Consider the following 18,406-nt stretch of genomic DNA (forward strand, 5'->3'; position numbering starts at 1 on the left):
CCCGGCGCTCAGGCCAGCAGGGCCCGCACGGCGTCGAGCTCGTCGGCCCCGAACCACTGCAGGTGGCCACTGTCGTCCAGGGCCACGTGGAAGGCGGCCACGTGCCGCAGCAGCACCGGGTCGTCCTCCACGTCGACCTCGGCCGCGACGGCGACGGCACCGCTCTCGGCGGCCTCCTCCAGCGCGGCGAGCTCGTCCTCCTCGTCGTCCGAGGCGGGCAGGAGCTGCTCGTTCGTCAACGCCTCGCCGGCAGCGAGGCGGGCCAGGTCGTCGGCGTCGGCCGCGAGGTAGACCCTCATGCGTCACCGCGCTTCGGCCGCTGCCGGCCCCGCGGGGCTCGGCGCCCGGCCGACGTGGCCGTGTCGACCAGCTCCTCCATCGACTCCGCGATGCACTGGGCCAGCACGTCGAGGTCCGGGACCGCGTCGCGGTCGCCGACCAGCCCGAAGAACACGTGGCCGTTGTACGACGTGACCGCGATCGAGACGGCGCGGCTGCCGTGCAGCGGGATGGCCGAGTACACCTCGCGCACCTGCTGCCCGGCGAGGTAGACCGGATCGAAGGAGCCCGGCACGTTGGTGATCGTGATGTGGTGGTCGCGGCGCGCCTCCGCCATCGCGACCCGGGCGCCGACGGCGTGGAAGGTCGAGGTCGCGAACCCGGGCAGGTTGGCCAGCTCGTTGGCCGCCACGGCCAGTCCGGTCTCGCGGTGGTCCTTGAGCGCGTACGAGACCTGGTGGAGCCGCACGACGGGGTTGGACTCCCCCACCGGCAGCGACAGCAGGTGCCCGCGGACGCGGGAGCCGAGCGACGTCGGCAGACCCTCGGAGACGACCGACATCGGGACGAGTGCCCGGAAGCTGGTCTTCGGCGTGACCGGCTCGGCGCGGGTCAGCATCCAGCCGCGCAAACCCCCGGCGATCGAGGCCAGCACGGCGTCGTTGACCGTGCCGCCGTGCAGCTCGCGGACGCGCCGCAGGTCGTCGAAGGAGACGGCGAGCGAGGCGAAGCGCCGGTGCCGCGACAGCGTGGTGTGCAGGACGTCGGTCGTGGGCGGCGTGGGGGCGCCGATGCCCGGGAGGTGGCGCACGAAGCGGCCGGCGATGCGCTCGACCGTGTGGAGCGCCTCCCCGGGATGGGTCACGGTGCGGTTGATCGCCGACGCCGCGAGGGTGACGGCGCCCGGATCGGGTCGCGGCGTCCACTCCTCGTGCGGGATGTCGCGGTCGTGGGCGACCTCCTCCAGGAGCACCTGGGCCAGGTCGACCGTCTCGGAGCCGTCGACCAATGCCTGGTGCGACTTGAACAGCAGCGCCACGGCCCCGTCCTCCAGGCCCTCGACGAGGTACAGCTCCCACAGCGGACGCTCGAGGTCGAGGCGACGGGCGATGAGTCGGCCCACCAGCTCGTGCAGCGAGTCCCGCGTGCCGGGCGACGGCAGGGCCGAGCGCCGGACGTGCATCGTGATGTCGAAGTTCTCGTCGTCGGCCCAGACGGGCGGGCCGATGCGACCCGGGACGTGGCGCGGCACCTGGCGGTACCGCGGGACCAGGTCGATCCGCTCGTCGATGATGCGCAGGAGACGATCGTGGTCGAGGGGTTCGGGTCCGCCCTCCAGGATCGCCAGGGTCGCGATCTGGCGGGGAACGGTGGTGCTGTCGCTCTGCAGGAACAACGCGTCCAACGGGCTCAGGCGCTGCATGGCCCTCCTCACTCCGGTGGAGGCGACGCTATCACCGCACGCCCACGCGTGAGGGACGTGGCGAGGTCGTCGAGACGGCGCACGAACGACGACGTCGGAGCACTCGTCCGTGGCGACCGACCGAGCATCGCGGCGGCGTCCAGCAGCGCGTGGTCGAGCGGCAGGAAGACGTCGGGGACGCGGCCCGTCAGGCGGCGCACGGTCTCGGCGATCTCACGCTCGGTCCAACCCAGACCGGGGCGCACCTGGTTGACCACGACGGCGCTCGGAGGGGTCGTCAGGACGTCCGCGAGCTCGAGCAGGCCGTGGACCAGCCGGGTCAGCCCGACCGGGTCGGCGCGGCCCACGACGACGACCTCGTCGGCGTTCTCGAGGAGGTGGCGGGTCAGGGCGTGGCGCGAGCGCCCCACGGCCCCGTCGAGGTCGATCCCGGACCCGACGTCCAGGACGACCTCGTGGTCGGCACGCAGCCGGTCGACGACCGTGGTGAACGCGCCGATGCGCAGGTGGGGCCAGAGGTCGGCCCGCGGCAGCCCCGTGAGCAGGTCGAGCCAAGGCTCGACCTCGACGAGGTGGTCCGGGACCTCGTGGGCCCGACCGTTGCCGGCCGCGCGGCAGGCCGCGAGCACGCCGCTGAGGTCGTCGAGCACCCCGAGCTGCTGGGCCAGGCTGCCACCCGCCACGTCGGCATCGACCAGCGCGACCCGACGACCCGCCGCTGCGACGGTTGCGGCGATCGAGATCGCGACGGTCGACCGCCCCGGCGCCCCGGCCGGACCCCAGACGACGATGCTCCGCGACGTCGGGAGGGCGTCGACCACGGGCGGGGGCGGCGGCACGGGCGCGGGCTGGCCCCAGTCGACCTCGCCGAGGTGCGCTGCCGCCGGCCTGCGGACGATGCCGAGCGCGGCGGCGGCCTCCGGGTCGCCGCACGCCGCGACGGCCACTCCGGTAGCCATGAGCTCGCGCACGACGTCGAGGTCGAGCCCCGGCAGCGACGGGTCGACGACCACGGCGGCGACGGCCCCCGTGCGGACCAGCGCGAGCAGCTCGGCGACGTCGACGCAGCGGCGGGCCAGACGCAGGTCGGGGGCCCGCTCGATCGCCCCGATCGCGGCCGGCTCCCACGCAGCCCCGGCCGCCGCGATCGCGAGGTCGGTCACGGGACGCGGACCAGGGTCACGTGCCCGGCCGCGACCGCGGCGACCTGGTCGCCGGCGAGCGTCTCCTGACCGAGGTCGAGCACGATCGCCCTCGTCACGCTGGCCCCGAGGGTCTCGGACTCCCCCGCCTGGACGACGCGCAGGCCCGTCGCGACGCGCTCGGCGGGCGCCTCGACGCTCTCGCCCGGCCCCGGACCGACCCACACGTCGACCAGGTCGCCCACCGCCAGGTCGGCCGGGAAGGAGCCGGTCTGCACCGAGACCGGGAGGTGGCCGCGGGTGGGTTCCTCCGCCTGCCAGGAATTCGGCGCGACCAGCGCGCCCGGCCCGAGGTCGCTGCTCCACCGCAGGTCGTCGAGCGCGGCGGGCAGCTCGTCGTCGACCCGCACGTACGCCCCGGCGACGTCGCCGCCCAGCTGGACGTGGGTCGCGACCAGGTCGTCGCGCTGCACCGGGTCGCCGGCACGGACGTCATCAGCCACCGCCCAGTACGCCACGGTGTCGTCGGCCTGCGCCAGGACCCGAGCACCGAGGGTCGTCGCGCCGAGGACCAGGACGACCCCGCCCAGGAGGCGCGGGTCGCGCCACCGCCGGACCTCGACGCGCCGCGCCGCGGGCGCACCCGCCCCTGCTGACGACCGTGCTCGTGCCATGAGTCCATCCCCCGAACGGATCGATCGGGGCCCGTCACGGGACCCCGTCCCGGAGTTCTACTCGAACCGGCGAGGACTCCGCCACCCTCAGGTCGAGTTGTCCACAGGGCTCCGCGTCGCCGTCGCCCTGACACTCCGCCGTGCCACACTGGCGGCATGGTTTCGGAGACGCCGCGATTCCTCACGCTGGCTGATGTCGCCGAGGTCCTCAACGTGACGGTCCGCCAGGTCTACGCGCTCGTCCGCACGGGGGACCTCCGCGGCATCCAGATCGGCGGGCGCGGTCAGTGGCGCGTCGAGCACGTCGAGCTCGAGGACTACATCCAGCGGCTGTACGCCCAGTCCCGGTCCACGCCCAGCGCCCTCGAGGCCGATCTCGACACGCGTCAGAACGCCGACTGACCAGCACTCGCCTGCAGCGTCGCGACGGCCGATAGCGGCACCCACTCCTCGGCCCGGGCCGAGACCAGCTGCACCGCGTCGGCGATGACGGCCTCGACCCGGCCCTCGACCCGACCGCCGTCGACCCGCACGACCTGGACCTCGGTCGCCTCGTCGCGCAGCTCGCGCAGGAACCGCGCCCACCCCAGTCGCGCCAGGACCGGGCTCGGCGACGGGGCGCGCCCCTGGCCGCCGCACCAGCCGATCACCGCGGCCCGCGCCACGACGACTTCCTGACGGAGCGACTCCACGACGACCAGGTCAGTCAGCGCCTGGGTGACCTGTCCCTCGACCCGCCCCGCGCCCAGCACGTCGAGCACGACCTCGCCCCACAGCAGGTCGCGAGCGCGGACACCGGTCCACTCCTCGTCGACGAGCTCCTCGACCAGCGCGTCGCGCTCGAGAGCCGCGGTGTCGAGCAGCGACGCCTCCAGCTCCCGGAACAGACGCTCCCACCGCATGCCGGGAGCGTAGCCACCGATTGGCACTGCCCCTCCCCTGTGCACGGGTCGTTGACACGTGAGACCAAACGGTCTTGTGTGTCACTGAACGTCATCAAACGATATCAAACGGGGGATTAGACCATGAATTCCAGTCAACGCCGGGGTCTCCTGACCACCGCGGGAGCGACGGCCGGTCTCGCGCTGGCCGCGCCCGGTCTGCCGGACGCACCGCGACAGCTCCGCGGCGGCGAGTTCGCCGACGTCCTGGCTGGTGGCACGACGCTCGCACTGGCGGCGCTGGCCGCCTGGCTCCTCGTGGCGGCCCTGCTCGTGCTGACGGCCGAGCACACGGGGGCCGGCACCACCGCCGCCCGGCGGCTCGCCCCGCGGTGGCTCGCCGCCGGACTCACGACCGGCGCCCTCGTGCTCGGGCCGACGGCTCAGGCGACTCCGGGCGACCTCGACGGCCTTCCACTGCCCGACCGGGCCTCGGTCGCCGTGACCACAGCGGCCCCGGAGGCGCCCGCTCCGGCCCCGGCCGAGGCCGCCCCGTCGGTCACGGTGCAGGCGGGCGACTGCCTCTGGGACCTCGCGCGGCGGCACGCGCCTGCCGGCACGCCGGACGCCGCACTCGCGCGGCTCACCGCGCTCTGGCACGAGCAGAACCTCGCCGTGATCGGGGCCGACCCCGACGTCCTGGTGCCCGGTCAGGTGCTGGTCGTCCCGACCGGGCTCCTCGTGGGCACCCCGGTGACGCCGTGAGGACCGCCACGGCCCTCGCGGTCCTGGTGCCGTTCGGCGCCGACTCACCTGACGACCACCAGATCCCGCTCCCGATCCCGGGGGTGCGGCCGGTGCTCCCCGTGCCGGTCGAGCGCGGCCCGGAACCGGGAGCGCCGCTGCGGGAGCGGACGTCGCGGTTCCTGCAGGCGGTCGTCGAGGTCCTGGTCGGCGAACGGCCGACCCGTCAGCTTGCCGGCTGGCTCGCACCGGACGTCTACCGGGCGCTCGAGCGCCGGGTCGCGATCGGCAACCAGCGCGCGGCCGGCCGTCGCAGCAGTGCACGCGTCGTCTCGGTGCACGTCTCGATGATCGAGCCGACGATCGCCGAGGTCTCCGGGCGGTTCGTCCACCACCGCCGCTCACGCGCCGTGGCGGTCCGCCTCGAGCTCGTCACCGACCACCGGGACCAGCCCTGCTGGCGCTGCACCGCCCTCGAATGGGCCTGAACGACCGCTCGCGAGTGGATTCCCGCCCCACCAGGAGTGAGTTTCCGCCCCTCGTAAGGGCCGAAACTCACTCGCCGAGGGGCGGGAATCCACTCGCGACGGGGCGGGAATTCACTCGCGAGGGGTGATCAGCGGTTGTTCTTGCGGCTCTTGCGCTGCTGCTTGGCCTTCTGGCGGGCCTTGTCCTTGGCGTTCTGCTGGCGGCGCACCTCGGGGTCGCCCGCGTCGGCGTCCTCGGTGTGGACCTCGGCCTCGCCGTCCTCCGACGGCGCCGAGTAGGCGAGCTTCTGCTCGGTCCGCGTCTCGACGCCCTTGGCGGAGACCTGCGGGGCCTCGGCCTCGCCGTCGGCACCACCCTCCGGCGTCTGCACGTTGACCTCGACGTTGAAGAGGTAGCCGACGGCCTCCTCCTGCGTCGCCTCCATCATCGCGGTGAACAGGTCGAAGCCCTCGCGCTGGTACTCGATCAGCGGGTCGCGCTGGCTGTACGCGCGCAGGCCGATGCCCTCGCGCAGGTAGTCCATCTCGTACAGGTGCTCGCGCCACTTGCGGTCCAGCACGCTGAGCACGACGAGACGCTCGGCCTCACGGGCGACCGGCTCGGTGAGCTCCTCCTCGCGGCGGGCGTACGCGGCCTGCGCGTCCTCGACGAGCGCAGCGGTGAGGCCCTCGCGGCTGAGCTTGTCGCGGCCACCGGCCTCCTCCTCGACGTCCTCCACCGAGCGGGTCACCGGGTACAGGGTGCCGACGGCGGTCCAGAGGGCCTCGAGGTCCCACTCCTCCGAGAAGCCCTCGGTGGCGCCCGCGACGTAGGCCGTGACGACCTGCTCGATCATGTCGTGGACCCAGTCACGCAGGTCCTCGCCCTCGAGCACCTTGCGACGCTCGGCGTAGACGACCTCGCGCTGACGGCTCATGACGTCGTCGTACTTGAGGATGTTCTTGCGGGTCTCGAAGTTCTGCGACTCGACCTGGCCCTGCGCCGAGGCGATGGCGCCGGTCACGCGCTTGTTCTCGATCGGGACGTCGTCGGGGATGTTCATGCGCTGCAGGACCCAGTTGACCCAGTCGGCCTTGAACAGGCGCATGAGGTCGTCCTCGAGCGACAGGTAGAACGACGAGATGCCCGGATCGCCCTGACGGCCCGAACGACCACGGAGCTGGTTGTCGATGCGGCGCGACTCGTGACGCTCGGTGCCGATGACGGCGAGACCGCCGAGCTCGACGACCTCGTCGTGCTCGGCCTTGACCTGCTTCTCGGCCGTGGCCACCGCGTCGGCCCAGGCGTCCTCGTAGCCGCTCTCGGGGTCGCTCGGGTCCATGCCCTGCTTGCGCAGCGCCTGGTCGGCGATGAACTCGACGTTGCCGCCGAGCATGATGTCGGTACCGCGGCCGGCCATGTTGGTCGCGACGGTGACGGCACCGCGGTGACCCGCGAGGGCGACGATCGCGGCCTCGCGCTCGTGCTGCTTGGCGTTCAGGACCTCGTGCACGACGCCCCGCTTGCGGAGCATCTTGGAGAGCCGCTCGCTCTTCTCGACGCTCGTGGTGCCGACGAGGATCGGCTGACCCTTCGCGTGGCGCTCGACGATGTCCTCGGTGACGGCCTCGAACTTGGCCTCCTCCGTGCGGTACACCAGGTCGGGCAGGTCCTCGCGCGCGACCGGACGGTTCGTGCGGATGGGCACGACGCCGAGGCCGTAGATCTTGTCGAACTCGCTGGCCTCCGTCATGGCCGTACCGGTCATGCCGGAGAGCTTCTCGTAGAGGCGGAAGTAGTTCTGGAGCGTGATCGTGGCGAGGGTCTGGTACTCCTCACGGATGCGCACGCCCTCCTTGGCCTCGATCGCCTGGTGCAGGCCCTCGTTGTAGCGGCGGCCGTCCAGGATGCGGCCCGTGTGCTCGTCGACGATCAGGACGTTGCCGTCGATCACGACGTAGTCCTTGTCGCGCTTGAACAGCTCGCGCGCCTTGACGGCGTTGTTGAGGAAGCTGATGAGCGGGGTGTTGACCGAGTCGTACAGGTTGTCGATGCCGAGGGCGTTCTCGACCGCGTCGATGCCCTCCTCGGTCACGCTGATCGTGCGCTTCTTCTCGTCGACCTCGTAGTGCTCGTCGGGGTTCATCTTGGCGATGATCGCGGCGAACTCCGCGTACCACTGGACCTGCTCCTGCGTGGGGCCGGAGATGATCAGCGGGGTGCGGGCTTCGTCGATGAGGATCGAGTCGACCTCGTCGACGACGGCGAAGAAGTGGCCCCGCTGGACGCACGCGGCGATGTCGGTCGCCATGTTGTCGCGCAGGTAGTCGAAGCCCATCTCGTTGTTCGTGCCGTACGTGATGTCGCACGCGTACGCCTCGCGGCGCTCGGCGGCGGTCATCCCGGGCAGGATCGAGCCGACCGTCAGGCCGAGGAAGCGGTGCACGCGGCCCATCCACTCGGCGTGGTAGCGGGCCAGGTAGTCGTTGACCGTGACGACGTGGACGCCCTTGCCGGCCAGCGCGTTGAGGTAGGCCGGGAGCGTCGAGACGAGGGTCTTGCCCTCACCGGTCTTCATCTCGGCGATGTTGCCGAGGTGCAGCGCGGCGCCACCGAGGATCTGGACGTCGAAGTGACGCTGGCCGAGGACGCGGTCGGCGGCCTCGCGCACGACGGCGAACGCCTCGGGCAGCAGGTCGTCGAGCGACGCGCCGTCCTCGATGCGCTCGCGGAACTCCTCGGTCATGCCGCGGAGGTCGTCGTCGCTCATCTCGGAGAAGTCGTCGGCGAGAGCGTTCACCTGGTCGGCGATGGCCTCGAGCTGACGGAGGATCTTGCCCTCGCCGGCGCGGAGGATCTTGTCGATGATCTTGGGCACGCGGATGCACTTCCTAGCAGGTGGGCCGGGCGGATTGGCCGGAACAGGGCGAGTCTAGGCGGTCTCGCCAGCATCGCGGGTGCTGGGACGACCCTGGAGCGATTCGGCGAGGGCGGGGGCGAGGTCGCCGCGCTCGGCGACCGTGACGTCAGGGGCTCCGAGCCACTGCGCGAGCAGCCGGAGCTCGGCCGCCAGCTCGACCGCCGTGTGGTCCGGTGCGTGCGGCTCGGCGTAGGCGCCGAGCACCTGGACGCACCCCGTGCGCCGGTCGTGCTTGAGGTCGACGCGCGCGACCAGCCGGTCGCCGAGCAGGAACGGGAGCACGTAGTAGCCGTGGACCCGCTTCTCGGCCGGGACGTAGATCTCGATCCGGTAGTCGAAGTCGAACAGCTGCTTCAGGCGGGTGCGCTCGAAGACCAGCGGGTCGAACGGGCTCACCAGCGCGCGGGCCCGGACCTTGCGGGGCGTGACGGCGTCACGATGGCGCCAGGCGGGTCGCGACCAGCCGTCGATCGTCACCGGCACGAGCACGCCCTCGTCGGTCAGCGACTCGATCGCCGCGAGCGAGGGCTGCGGGGCGAGCCGGAAGTAGTCGCGCAGGCACTGCACCGTGCCGATGCCGAGCGCGCGGGCCGCGTGCTCGATCAGCAGCCGGTGCGCGTCCGGGCTCGACAGGTCGGGGGCGGCGGCGACGTCGGGTGGCAGCACCCGCTCCGGCAGGTCGTAGAGCCGCTCGAACTGCGGGGTGCGGCCGGCCGCCATGACCTGGCCCACGTAGAACAGGTACTCCAGCGCCTGCTTGCCCTCCGACCAGTTCCACCCCCAGTGCGAGCGGTCGCGCGGCAGGTCCTCCTCGATCGCGCGGGCCGTGATCGGACCTCGCCTGCGCACCTCGTCGAGCACCCAGCTGACGAACTCCGGGTTCTCGCGGGCGATCGACCGCGGACCGCCCCACATGCGCGTCTCGTCGTGGCGACGGAACGCCATCGCCGGCCAGAGCCGCACGTCGACGAAGGCCGCCTCGTGCGCCCAGTACTCGACGAGGCGCCGGGGCTGCCGCTCGGCCGCGCGGTGCAGCATCGCCGTGTCGTACGGCCCGAGCCGGGAGTACAGCGGCAGGTAGTGCGCCCGCTGCAGGACGTTGACCGAGTCGATCTGGAAGAGGCCGAGGCGGTCGATCGTCGACCGCAGGTGGCGAGCGGCGACCGGTCCGGTCGGGCGGCCGCGGGCGAAGCCGAGGGCCCCGAGCGCGAGGCGCCGGGCCTGCAGGACGGTGAACCGCTCCGGGGCAGAGGTCACGCCAGGACTCAGAGGTCGTCGACGAGCTTGCTGCGCACGGCGTACATGGCCGCTTCCATGCGCGACTTCATCTGCAGCTTCTCCAGGATGTTGCGGATGTGGTTCTTGACCGTGTTCTCGCTGATGTAGAGCTCGCCGGCGATCTCGCGGTTCGACTGACCGCGGGCCACGAGGCGCAGCACCTGGAGCTCGCGAGCGGTCAGGCTGGCCGACGGGGCGGGGCCCTTCGAGATCTGCACGAACTCCTCGAGGAGCTTGGTCGCCATCGTGGGGCTGATGAGCGACTGGCCCGAGGCGACGAGCCGGACGGCCTCGGCGACCTGGTCGTACGTCGAGCCGTCCTTGAGCAGGTAGCCGGAGGCGCCGCTCTTGATCGACTCGTAGAGGTCGGACTCCTCGTCGCTGGCCGTCAGCATGATGATGCCGGTCGTGGGAGACGTGGCCTTGATGGCGCCACAGATCTCGACGCCGCTGCGCCCCGGCATGCGCACGTCGAGCAGGACCACGTCCGGCGGGTTCTCCGCGACCTGCGTCAGCGCCTCGTCGCCACCGTTGACCTCGATCAGGTCGAGCGTCGGGTCGGCGCTCAGCACCATGCTCACGCCGCGGCGGAACAGCTCTTGGTCATCGACGAGCAGAACCCGGATGCGCTCATGGACCTCTGACACGGTCAGAACTATGCCACGCGCACCCGGGTTCGCACGTCTAGACGAAGATTGAGACGGAACTGGGTCAGTCCGCGGTGGGATCCAGGTGGATCACGCCGTAGTCGTAGCCCCGCCTGCGGTAGACGACGCTCGGCTGCATCGAGTCCTTCTCGACGAAGAGATAGAAGTCGTGACCGACGAGCTCCATCTCGTACAGGGCCTGGTCGAGCGTGATGGCCGGCGCACGGTGCGTCTTCTCCCGCACGACCATCGGACCGTCGCCCTCGATCTGCACCGGGGGCGGCGCGTCGTCCACGGTCGGCGAGGCATCGGCCAGCAGGCCGTCCGGCACGTCGGCCGTGGCCTCGGCGAGCGAGACCGGGGCGTGCTGGCCGTGGTGGATCCGCTGGCGGTCGGCGGCACGACGCAGTCGCGTGTGGAGCTTGTCGACCGCCGCGTCGAGGGCGGAGGCCTGGTCGGTCGAGCACGCCTCGGCGCGGACGACGGGGCCGCGCGAGCGCAGCGTGAGCTCGACCCGGGCGGCGCGGTCGTGCTGGCGGGGGTTCTTCTCGTGCGTCACCTCGACGTCGACCCGGCTGATCCGCTGGCGGCTGTCGAACTTGTCGATCCGCTGGAGCTTCTCATGTACGCGCTCGCGGAACCTCTCCGAGATCTCGCTGTTGCGGCCCGTGACGACAATTTCCATGAGTGACCTCCCGCGTTGTGGATGAGCGTTCATGCCATGTTCATGACCGTAGTCCGCCCGGAGCAGCGATGGGAAGGGTCGCGTGTGAAGTTCTGTCACTTCTCAGACGGTCCACGGACCGGCACGGGGGTGTGGGCCACCACGACCACCCCGGCGGGGCGGACCCCGGCCGAGCGCAGGGCGCGCAGGGCCTCGCGGGCCGACGCGCCGCTCGTGAGGACGTCGTCGACCACGACCACCTCACGCACGCCGACGCGCACACACGCGTCGAGCGCGTCGCGCTCGGCGGCAAAGGCACCCGCGACGTTGGCGCGACGATCCGCGGCGGCCAGGCCCACCTGGTCGCGGGTCCGTCGCACCCGACGCAGCAGCGGGTGCGCGACCGCGTCGGCCCCCACCTCGGTGAGGCGCTGGGCGGCCCGTTCCGCCAGGAGCCTGACCGGATCGGCGCCGCGGCGCCGCACCTGCGAGGGTGCGGTCGGCACCGGTACCAGGCCCACGCGCCCGTCGAGCGGGAGTGCGGCGCAGCCGGCCGCGAGGAGATCGCCGAGCGGTCCGGTCATCCGCAGGCGGCCCCGGTCCTTCCACGCGACCACGACCCGGGCCGCCGGTCCGACGTTGTCGAGCACCGCTACCGCCGGCACGTCGACGACGCCAGGCACGAGGCGCGGCCGCGGCCAGCACGCGGTGGCGCATCGCTGGCACCAGTCGAGCCCCGGGCGCCCGCAGCCCGCACAGTCGGCGCCGACCGCCAGGTCGGCCGCAGCCGACCACCACCCGCGCGACGGAGTCATCACCGAAGGCTCGCCGACCCGCCGCCCGCCCGCCAGGGCGCGACGACCACCGGTGGACGGGCGCGACCTGTGGACGGCGCCGGGTAGGCCGTCAGCGCCCGCTGGACAGGCCGCGGGCGGAGATCCCGAGCAGCCGCCAGGCCCCACCGCTCGGCAGGTACCAGAGGCGGCTGCGGTCGTCGGTCACGTACAGGTCCGGGTCCTGCCCCGCGCCGGTCGCGACCGCCGTGATCGCCACGTTGGGCAGGCGGGGCGCCGTTCCCGCCGAGGCGTCGGACGGCGACCCGTCGATCGACGCCCGGTAGACCTGGCGCCCCGTCTCGCCGTCGCCGACCACCGCGATGCGCGTGTCGCGGAGCCAGACGACCTCGGCCGGCGACGCGACGTCCGGGGCCACCCTCGTCGGCGCACGCAGCGCGGGCGTCGGGACCTCGTCCACGACTCCGGCGAGCACGTCACCCGCCTCGCGGGTCACGGCGTAGCGGGTACCGCTGGGGTCCAGGGCGAAGGAGGTGACGCCGGCCAGGTCGGGGACGGGCACGTCCAGGACCGCGGCGTCGGTCACGAGACGCACCCGCAGCTGACCGCCCGGACGATCGGCGATCCAGAGCCGGTCCGTCGCGTCCCACGCGAGTCCGACGAGCTGCTCGGCCGGGACGACGCGCTCACCGCTGTCGACCAGCACCCGGACCACACCGTCCGCGTCCAGCACCGCCGTGGCGCCCGGGCGCGCCGCGACGAGCTGCGCCGAGGCCACCAGGGCCTCGGGCAGGCCGGCCACGGTCGAAGTCGCACCGCCCGTCAGGGTCACGATCCCCCTGTCGGTGACCGCCGCGGCCTGGCTCGTCGCGGAGGGCGGGTCGAAGCGGGCCCAGGCCGTGACCGGCTGGTCGGCCGTGCCGCCGGCGACCAGCGGTCCGTCGCTGCCGACGATGCGGACCACCTCGACCTCCGGCACCTGCGCCAGGGTCCTCACGACCTGGGCGGACAGGCGCCGACGGACCTCGACGTCGAGCGTCGTCAGCGAGGTGTCGAACTGCACCGTCGCGCGGCCGTCGGAGACCGTCACGGCCGGGTTCCAGTCGCTCGCCGGCGGGACGTACGTCCGGGACTCGGCCGCGACGCGGGCCGGCGCCCCCGCCACGAGGGCGGCCGTCAACGACGTCGCGAGACGCTCCCCGACCTGCAGGTGCACGGGATCGGCCACGAGCGCGTCGCCGGCCTGGTCGAACTGGAGCACGTCGAACGCCTGGAAGTAGGTCTCGAAGTAGCCCCGCGAGATCGCGAGCCCCGGAGGCGGGTTGTCGATGCGCCACTCGCCGCCGTCGCGCACGAGCTCGAGGGTCGTGGTGACCGGTCCTGCGGACTCCTGGAAGTGACCCGTGCGGTCGAGCGTGCCGGTCTGGTCGACCGTGAGGTCGACCAGCGTGAGTTCCGCGCTGACCTCACGGACCTGCAGCGACGGCGTCCGGTAGATCTGCACGCCGTCACCCGCCGCCCAGTCAGCGGCGGCCCCCCGCGACAGGTAGGCGCTCGCCGTGGCGCTCGAGACGGGGTAGGCCAGCATCGCGTCGAGGTAGCCGGCGACGATCTCCAGCGGCTCGGCCCCTGGGGCGGGCGGGGCCGGCTGGTACGTGATCAGGTCGCCCTCGTCCGCCGCGTCGCTGGCCTTCTGGACGTCCGTGGCGGTCGGCAGTCCGGCGCACGCCGGCAGCAGGGTGAGCGCCAGCGCCACCGACGCGAGCCGGCGCAGGACCCGTGAGCGGGCGCCCGTCCGGCGACTCATCCGTCCCCCGGCTCTCGCATCGGCTCGAGCGCCGGCTGCTTCGCGTCGCCGCCGGGCTTCGGCAGGGTCAGCACGAAGTCGGTGCCACGACCGGCGACGCTGCCGACGCGCAGGTCGCCGCCGTGCAGCCGCGCGTCACCGCGGGCGATCGACAGGCCGAGGCCCGTGCCGCCCGCCGCACGGGCCGGGTCGGCGCGCCAGAAGCGGTCGAAGACGCGCAGCGACTCCTCGGAGGTCAGTCCCACCCCGTGGTCGCGCACCGAGAGGGAGACGCAGTCGGAGTTCTGCGCGACCGTCACCACGACGTCCTTCGAGCGGCTGTACGCCGCAGCGTTCGCCACGAGGTTGCGCAGCACCCGGTCGACCCGCCGCAGGTCGGCCTCGGTCACGACGGGGCGGTTGGCCCCGACGACCCGGACGTCGATGTGCTTGCGACTCAGGACGGGGTCGTCGACGACCCGGCGGGCGACCTCCGCCAGGTCGACCGGCTCGAGCTCGAGCTGGGCCGCTCCGGCGTCGAAGCGCGAGAGGTCCATCAGGTCGGCGAGCAGCTCCTCGAACCGCTGCAGCTCGCGGTGCAGCAGCTCGGCGGCCCGCGCGGTCGACGGGTCCCAGCCGGAGCGGGCCTCGTGGAGGACGTCGCCGGCCATCTTGATCGTGGTCAGCGGCGTGCGCAGCTCGTGCGACACGTCCGAGACGAAGCGTTGCTGGAGCTTGGAGAGGTTCTCCAGCCGCGCGATCTGGCTCTGCAGGCTCGCGGCCATCTGGTTGAAGGACTCCGAGAGGCGGGCGAGGTCGTCCTCGCCGCGGACGTGCATGCGCTGCTCGAGGTGGCCCGCGGCGAACCGCTCGGCCGTGCGCCGCGCGAGACGCACGGGCTCGAGCACCTGTCGCGACATCACGAGCGCCACGCCCGCGACCATCACGATCATCGCCAGGCCCGCGAGCGCCAGCGCGTTGCGCACCAGGTTCAGCGTCGCCTGCTGGTCGGCCGTGCTGAAGACGTAGTAGATGCCGTAGTCGTCTCCCGTCGACGGCACGTCCAGGCGGCTGCCGACCACGACGACGGGACGGGTCTCCCCGCCGGTCACGGGGATCTCGGCGAAGCGCCAGAACAGTCCGTCGGACCCGCCGACGGACTCGACGAGGTCCTCCGGGATGGCGGACGCGGCGACGTTCCCGCTCGAGCGGACGGGCGACGGCTCCCCGGGCTCGCCGAGCGGGCCGGCGACCACGACGTCGTACCGCCCCTCGCCCTGCCCGCTCTGGGTCAGCGAGTCGACGATCTGCGCGACCGCCTCGCTCGCGGCCGCCGCGTCGGCGACGGCCGTCGTCTCGAGCTGCGCCCGCACCCGGTCGAAACCCGCTCGGGCCTCCGCCACGGCACTCGTGCTGCGCGCCTCGGCCAGCCCGTCGGCGACCTGCGCGAGCAGCGCCCATCCCGTCAGCCCGATCGCCAGGCTGGTCAGCGCGACGGTGCTGCCGACGACGCGCAGCCGCAGCGAGCGGCGCCAGAACCCGGCGACCGCGCTGCCGGCCCGGCGCCAGCCCCCCTCGCGGGGAGACGTCATGACGGCGCGATCGCCTGGTAGCCCACGCCTCGGACGGTGCGGATGATCGAGGGGTTCTCGGCGTCGTCCTCGATCTTGGAGCGCAGCCGGGTCATGTGGACGTTGACGAGCTTGGTGTCGCCCGGGTGGTGGTAGCCCCACACCTTCTGCAGCAGCACCTCGCGGGTGAAGACCTGCTCCGGCGTGCCCAGCAGGCAGGCCAGCAGGTCGAACTCGAGCGGGGTCAGCTCGAGCGGCTGGCCACCGCGGGTCACGGTGTGCCCGGCGGGGTCGAGCACGATGTCACCGAACTCGAGCGGCTCGAGCAGCTGGTCGGTGCGCCGCAGGCGGGCCCGGATGCGGGCCACCAGCTCGGAGTTCTTGAAGGGCTTGACGATGTAGTCGTCGGCACCCGCGGCGAGCCCCGCCACGACGTCGTCGGTGTCGGTGCGCGCCGTCAGCATCACGATCGGCACGTTGGACGACTCGCGGATCCGGCGGCAGACCTCCATGCCGTCGACGCCGGGCAGCATCAGGTCGAGCAGCACGACGTCGGGGCGGAACGACCCCATCGCGGCCGGCACCTTGTCGCCCGAACGACACACCGCCGTCGTCAGTCCCTCCCCCTCGAGCACGATCGACAGCATCTCGGCCAGCGACGCGTCGTCATCGACGATGAGGACGCGGTCGTGGTGGGTGCGGCGATGGCTCATGCGGGTGGGACCGCCGACGGCGGTGTGGTCTCCGGACTCAGTACCGGTAGTGGTCGGACTTGTACGGGCCGGCGATGTCGACGCCGAGGTACGCGGCCTGCTCCTTGGTCAGCTCGGTCAGCTCGACGCCCAGGGCGTCGAGGTGCAGGCGAGCGACCTCCTCGTCGAGGTGCTTCGGCAGGACGTGGACACCCAGCTCGTACTCGTCGGCCTTCGTGTAGAGCTCGATCTGCGCCAGGACCTGGTTCGTGAACGAGTTCGACATGACGAACGACGGGTGGCCCGTCGCGTTGCCGAGGTTGAGCAGACGCCCCTCCGACAGCACGATGATCTTCTTGCCGTCCTCGAAGATCCACTGGTGGACCTGCGGCTTGATCTCGTCCTTGACGATGTTCGGGATCTTGGCCAGGCCGGCCATGTTGATCTCGTTGTCGAAGTGGCCGATGTTGCCGACGATCGCCTGGTGCTTCATCTTCTGGAAGTGCTCGACCGTGATGATGTCGAAGTTTCCGGTGGTGGTGATGAAGATGTCGGCGGTCTCGACGACCGACTCGAGGCGCTTGACCTCGTAGCCGTCCATCGCGGCCTGCAGCGCGCAGATCGGGTCGATCTCGGTCACGATGACGCGCGCGCCCTGGCCGCGCAGCGACTCGGCCGAGCCCTTGCCGACGTCGCCGTAGCCGCACACGACGGCGACCTTGCCGCCGATCATGACGTCGGTGGCGCGGTTCAGGCCGTCGATCAGCGAGTGGCGGCAGCCGTACTTGTTGTCGAACTTGCTCTTGGTGACCGAGTCGTTGACGTTGATCGCCGGGAAGAGCAGCGTGCCCTCGCGGAAGCGGTCGTACAGGCGCAGGACGCCGGTGGTGGTCTCCTCGGAGACGCCCTTGATGTCCTTGGAGATGTTCGTCCAGTGCTGCGGCTTGGCGGCGACGGAGCGGGCCAGCACGCGCAGCACCTCCTTGAACTCCTCGTTGTCGGTGCTGTCCTGCGACGGCACGACACCGGTCTTCTCGTACTCGACGCCCAGGTGCAGCAGCATCGTGATGTCGCCACCGTCGTCGAGGAGCACGTTGGGGCCGCCCTCGGCGAAGTCGAAGACCTTCTCGGCCTCGTCCCAGTACTCGGCGAGCGTCTCGCCCTTCCAGGCGAAGACCGGGATGCCCTGCGGGTCCTCCGGGGTGCCGTTCGGCCCGACGACGACGGCCGCGGCCGCGTGGTCCTGGGTCGAGAAGATGTTGCAGGTGGCCCAGCGCACGTCCGCACCGAGAGCGGCGAGCGTCTCGATCAGCACGGCGGTCTGGATGGTCATGTGGAGCGAACCCGCGATGCGGGCGCCGGCGAGGGGCTGGCTGTCGCCGAACCGCTCGCGCATGGCGACCAGGCCGGGCATCTCGTGCTCGGCCAGGTCGATCTCCTTGCGGCCGTACTCGGCCAGCGAAAGGTCAGCGACGTTGTAATCCATGCGCCCATCGTAACCGTCTGATACCGACCCGTGTCAGCGACTCCGGGGGTTCACGAGGGTGATCTGGACCGCTCAGAGGGGGCGTGCCTCGTGCACCAGCATCGTCGGGATCCCGTCGCTCACCGGATAGGCGAGCTGGCACGCCTGGCAGACGAGCTCGGAGGCCTCCTCGTCGACGAACAGGCGGTCCCGACACTGGGGGCAGACGAGGATCTCCAGCAGGCCCGGGTCGAGGAACATGCGATCCAGCCTAGCGGGTGCGCGGTCTAGGTCAGGGCGCAGAAGGCCTCGACCTTGGGCGTCTGGCCCGAGACGATCAGCTCGTCGCCCGGGGTCACGTAGGTCTCCGGGCGCGCGTAGGTGAAGTCCTCGCCGCGGGTCTTGACGCCGACGATCGTCACGCCGTAGCGCTGACGCAGGTTGGCCTCCGAGAGCGTCTTGCGCTCGGAGCACTCCGGCGCCCGGGTGCGGGCGATCGCGAAGCCGTCGTCGAACTCGATGAAGTCGGTCATCGTGCCGGTCACGAGGTGGGCGACCCGCTTGCCCATCTGCGACTCGGGGCGGATCACGTGGGTCGCGCCGACGCGCTCCAGGATCGCGGCGTGCTTGCCGCTGATCGCCTTGGCCCACACCTCCGAGACGCCGAGGTCGAGCAGGCCCAGCACCGTCAGCACGCTGGCCTCGATGTCGGTGCCGATGCCGACGACCGCGATCTCGAACTGCTCGGCGCCGATCTGCCGCAGTGCCTCGGTGTCGGTCGTGTCGGCCGCGACGACGTGGGTGAAGTCGCTGGCGTACTTCTGCACGATCTCGGGGCGCTCGTCGACCGCCAGGACGTCGTGGCCGAGCTGCACGAGCGAGCGCGCGACGGCAAGACCGAACCGACCGAGGCCCAGCACGATGACCGGCGCGGTCGGCGAGGTGTCCTTGCTCCTGGCCATGACGTTCCGTCCTTCT

Annotated in this window: 19 protein-coding genes; 3 read left to right on the forward strand and 16 right to left on the reverse strand. The window is 72.1% G+C overall.

Annotated elements, in window-relative coordinates:
• Positions 1-8: 8 nt before the first annotated feature.
• The 4 genes from ABD127_RS08280 to ABD127_RS08295 are packed head-to-tail and all read right to left on the reverse strand — an operon-like array spanning position 9 to position 3,518.
• On the reverse strand, positions 9-299 hold the full coding sequence (locus ABD127_RS08280; protein ID WP_344199860.1) for a hypothetical protein: 291 nt from the start codon (positions 297-299) through the stop codon (positions 9-11).
• On the reverse strand, positions 296-1,702 hold the full coding sequence (locus ABD127_RS08285; protein ID WP_344199862.1) for a wax ester/triacylglycerol synthase family O-acyltransferase: 1,407 nt from the start codon (positions 1,700-1,702) through the stop codon (positions 296-298). The genes ABD127_RS08280 and ABD127_RS08285 overlap by 4 nt, the downstream gene beginning before the upstream one ends.
• A gap of 8 nt (positions 1,703-1,710) precedes the next feature.
• Positions 1,711-2,865: a CpaE/TadZ family protein gene (locus ABD127_RS08290; protein ID WP_344199864.1), complete on the reverse strand. Its 1,155-nt coding sequence runs from the start codon at positions 2,863-2,865 to the stop codon at positions 1,711-1,713.
• The gene (locus ABD127_RS08295; protein WP_344199866.1) at positions 2,862-3,518 is read right to left on the reverse strand and encodes a hypothetical protein; all 657 of its coding nucleotides are present in this window, start codon (positions 3,516-3,518) and stop codon (positions 2,862-2,864) included. The genes ABD127_RS08290 and ABD127_RS08295 overlap by 4 nt, the downstream gene beginning before the upstream one ends.
• A 156-nt stretch (positions 3,519-3,674) precedes the next feature.
• Here ABD127_RS08295 and ABD127_RS08300 point away from each other — a divergent pair, with 156 nt between their 5' ends.
• Positions 3,675-3,920: a helix-turn-helix domain-containing protein gene (locus ABD127_RS08300; RefSeq protein ID WP_344199869.1), complete on the forward strand. Its 246-nt coding sequence runs from the start codon at positions 3,675-3,677 to the stop codon at positions 3,918-3,920.
• Here the strand turns inward: ABD127_RS08300 and ABD127_RS08305 are convergent.
• On the reverse strand, positions 3,905-4,420 hold the full coding sequence (locus ABD127_RS08305; protein ID WP_344199872.1) for a hypothetical protein: 516 nt from the start codon (positions 4,418-4,420) through the stop codon (positions 3,905-3,907). The two genes, ABD127_RS08300 and ABD127_RS08305, sit on opposite strands and share 16 nt — an antisense overlap.
• Positions 4,421-4,543: 123 nt before the next feature.
• On the opposite strand from ABD127_RS08305, the gene ABD127_RS08310 reads away from it, so the two are divergent.
• Together ABD127_RS08310 and ABD127_RS08315 are read left to right on the forward strand one after the other, a co-directional pair.
• Positions 4,544-5,164 carry a LysM peptidoglycan-binding domain-containing protein gene (locus ABD127_RS08310; RefSeq protein ID WP_344199875.1) on the forward strand — a complete coding sequence of 207 codons (621 nt, stop codon included), beginning with the start codon at positions 4,544-4,546 and terminating at the stop codon, positions 5,162-5,164.
• Positions 5,161-5,631 carry an Rv3235 family protein gene (locus tag ABD127_RS08315; RefSeq protein ID WP_344199878.1) on the forward strand — a complete coding sequence of 157 codons (471 nt, stop codon included), beginning with the start codon at positions 5,161-5,163 and terminating at the stop codon, positions 5,629-5,631. The genes ABD127_RS08310 and ABD127_RS08315 overlap by 4 nt, the downstream gene beginning before the upstream one ends.
• Positions 5,632-5,759: 128 nt before the next feature.
• Here the strand turns inward: ABD127_RS08315 and secA are convergent, their stop codons facing one another.
• From secA to ABD127_RS08370, 11 genes are all read right to left on the reverse strand, one after another.
• Complete coding sequence (gene secA, locus ABD127_RS08320) at positions 5,760-8,489, reverse strand: preprotein translocase subunit SecA (protein WP_486303285.1); 2,730 nt, start codon at positions 8,487-8,489, stop codon at positions 5,760-5,762.
• 54 nt (positions 8,490-8,543) lie between these two features.
• Positions 8,544-9,788, reverse strand: coding sequence for a winged helix-turn-helix domain-containing protein (locus ABD127_RS08325; RefSeq protein WP_344199881.1), 1,245 nt, complete (start codon positions 9,786-9,788; stop codon positions 8,544-8,546).
• Between the two features lie 8 nt (positions 9,789-9,796).
• Entirely contained in the window at positions 9,797-10,456 is a 660-nt protein-coding gene (locus tag ABD127_RS08330; RefSeq protein WP_344199884.1) for a response regulator, read from the reverse strand.
• A 64-nt stretch (positions 10,457-10,520) separates the two neighbouring features.
• Complete coding sequence (hpf, locus tag ABD127_RS08335; protein WP_344199887.1) at positions 10,521-11,141, reverse strand: ribosome hibernation-promoting factor, HPF/YfiA family; 621 nt, start codon at positions 11,139-11,141, stop codon at positions 10,521-10,523.
• 95 nt (positions 11,142-11,236) lie between these two features.
• Complete coding sequence (locus ABD127_RS08340) at positions 11,237-11,935, reverse strand: ComF family protein (protein ID WP_344199890.1); 699 nt, start codon at positions 11,933-11,935, stop codon at positions 11,237-11,239.
• Positions 11,936-12,026: 91 nt separating this feature from the next.
• On the reverse strand, positions 12,027-13,721 hold the full coding sequence (locus ABD127_RS08345) for an LpqB family beta-propeller domain-containing protein (RefSeq protein ID WP_344199893.1): 1,695 nt from the start codon (positions 13,719-13,721) through the stop codon (positions 12,027-12,029).
• Entirely contained in the window at positions 13,718-15,292 is a 1,575-nt protein-coding gene (gene mtrB, locus ABD127_RS08350) for an MtrAB system histidine kinase MtrB (RefSeq protein WP_344199896.1), read from the reverse strand. The genes ABD127_RS08345 and mtrB overlap by 4 nt, the downstream gene beginning before the upstream one ends.
• On the reverse strand, positions 15,289-15,984 hold the full coding sequence (gene mtrA / locus ABD127_RS08355) for an MtrAB system response regulator MtrA (RefSeq protein ID WP_344199898.1): 696 nt from the start codon (positions 15,982-15,984) through the stop codon (positions 15,289-15,291). The genes mtrB and mtrA overlap by 4 nt, the downstream gene beginning before the upstream one ends.
• A gap of 37 nt (positions 15,985-16,021) precedes the next feature.
• On the reverse strand, positions 16,022-17,449 hold the full coding sequence (ahcY, locus tag ABD127_RS08360) for an adenosylhomocysteinase (RefSeq protein WP_344199901.1): 1,428 nt from the start codon (positions 17,447-17,449) through the stop codon (positions 16,022-16,024).
• A 72-nt stretch (positions 17,450-17,521) separates the two neighbouring features.
• Positions 17,522-17,689 carry a Trm112 family protein gene (locus ABD127_RS08365; RefSeq protein ID WP_344199903.1) on the reverse strand — a complete coding sequence of 56 codons (168 nt, stop codon included), beginning with the start codon at positions 17,687-17,689 and terminating at the stop codon, positions 17,522-17,524.
• A 26-nt stretch (positions 17,690-17,715) separates the two neighbouring features.
• Positions 17,716-18,390 (reverse strand): potassium channel family protein, encoded by a 675-nt coding sequence (locus ABD127_RS08370; protein WP_344199905.1) that lies wholly within the window; start codon positions 18,388-18,390, stop codon positions 17,716-17,718.
• Positions 18,391-18,406: the final 16 nt, after the last annotated feature.

It is taken from the genome of Aeromicrobium alkaliterrae, from assembly GCF_039529015.1.
In the GTDB taxonomy this organism is placed as follows: Bacteria; Actinomycetota; Actinomycetes; order Propionibacteriales; family Nocardioidaceae; genus Aeromicrobium; species Aeromicrobium alkaliterrae.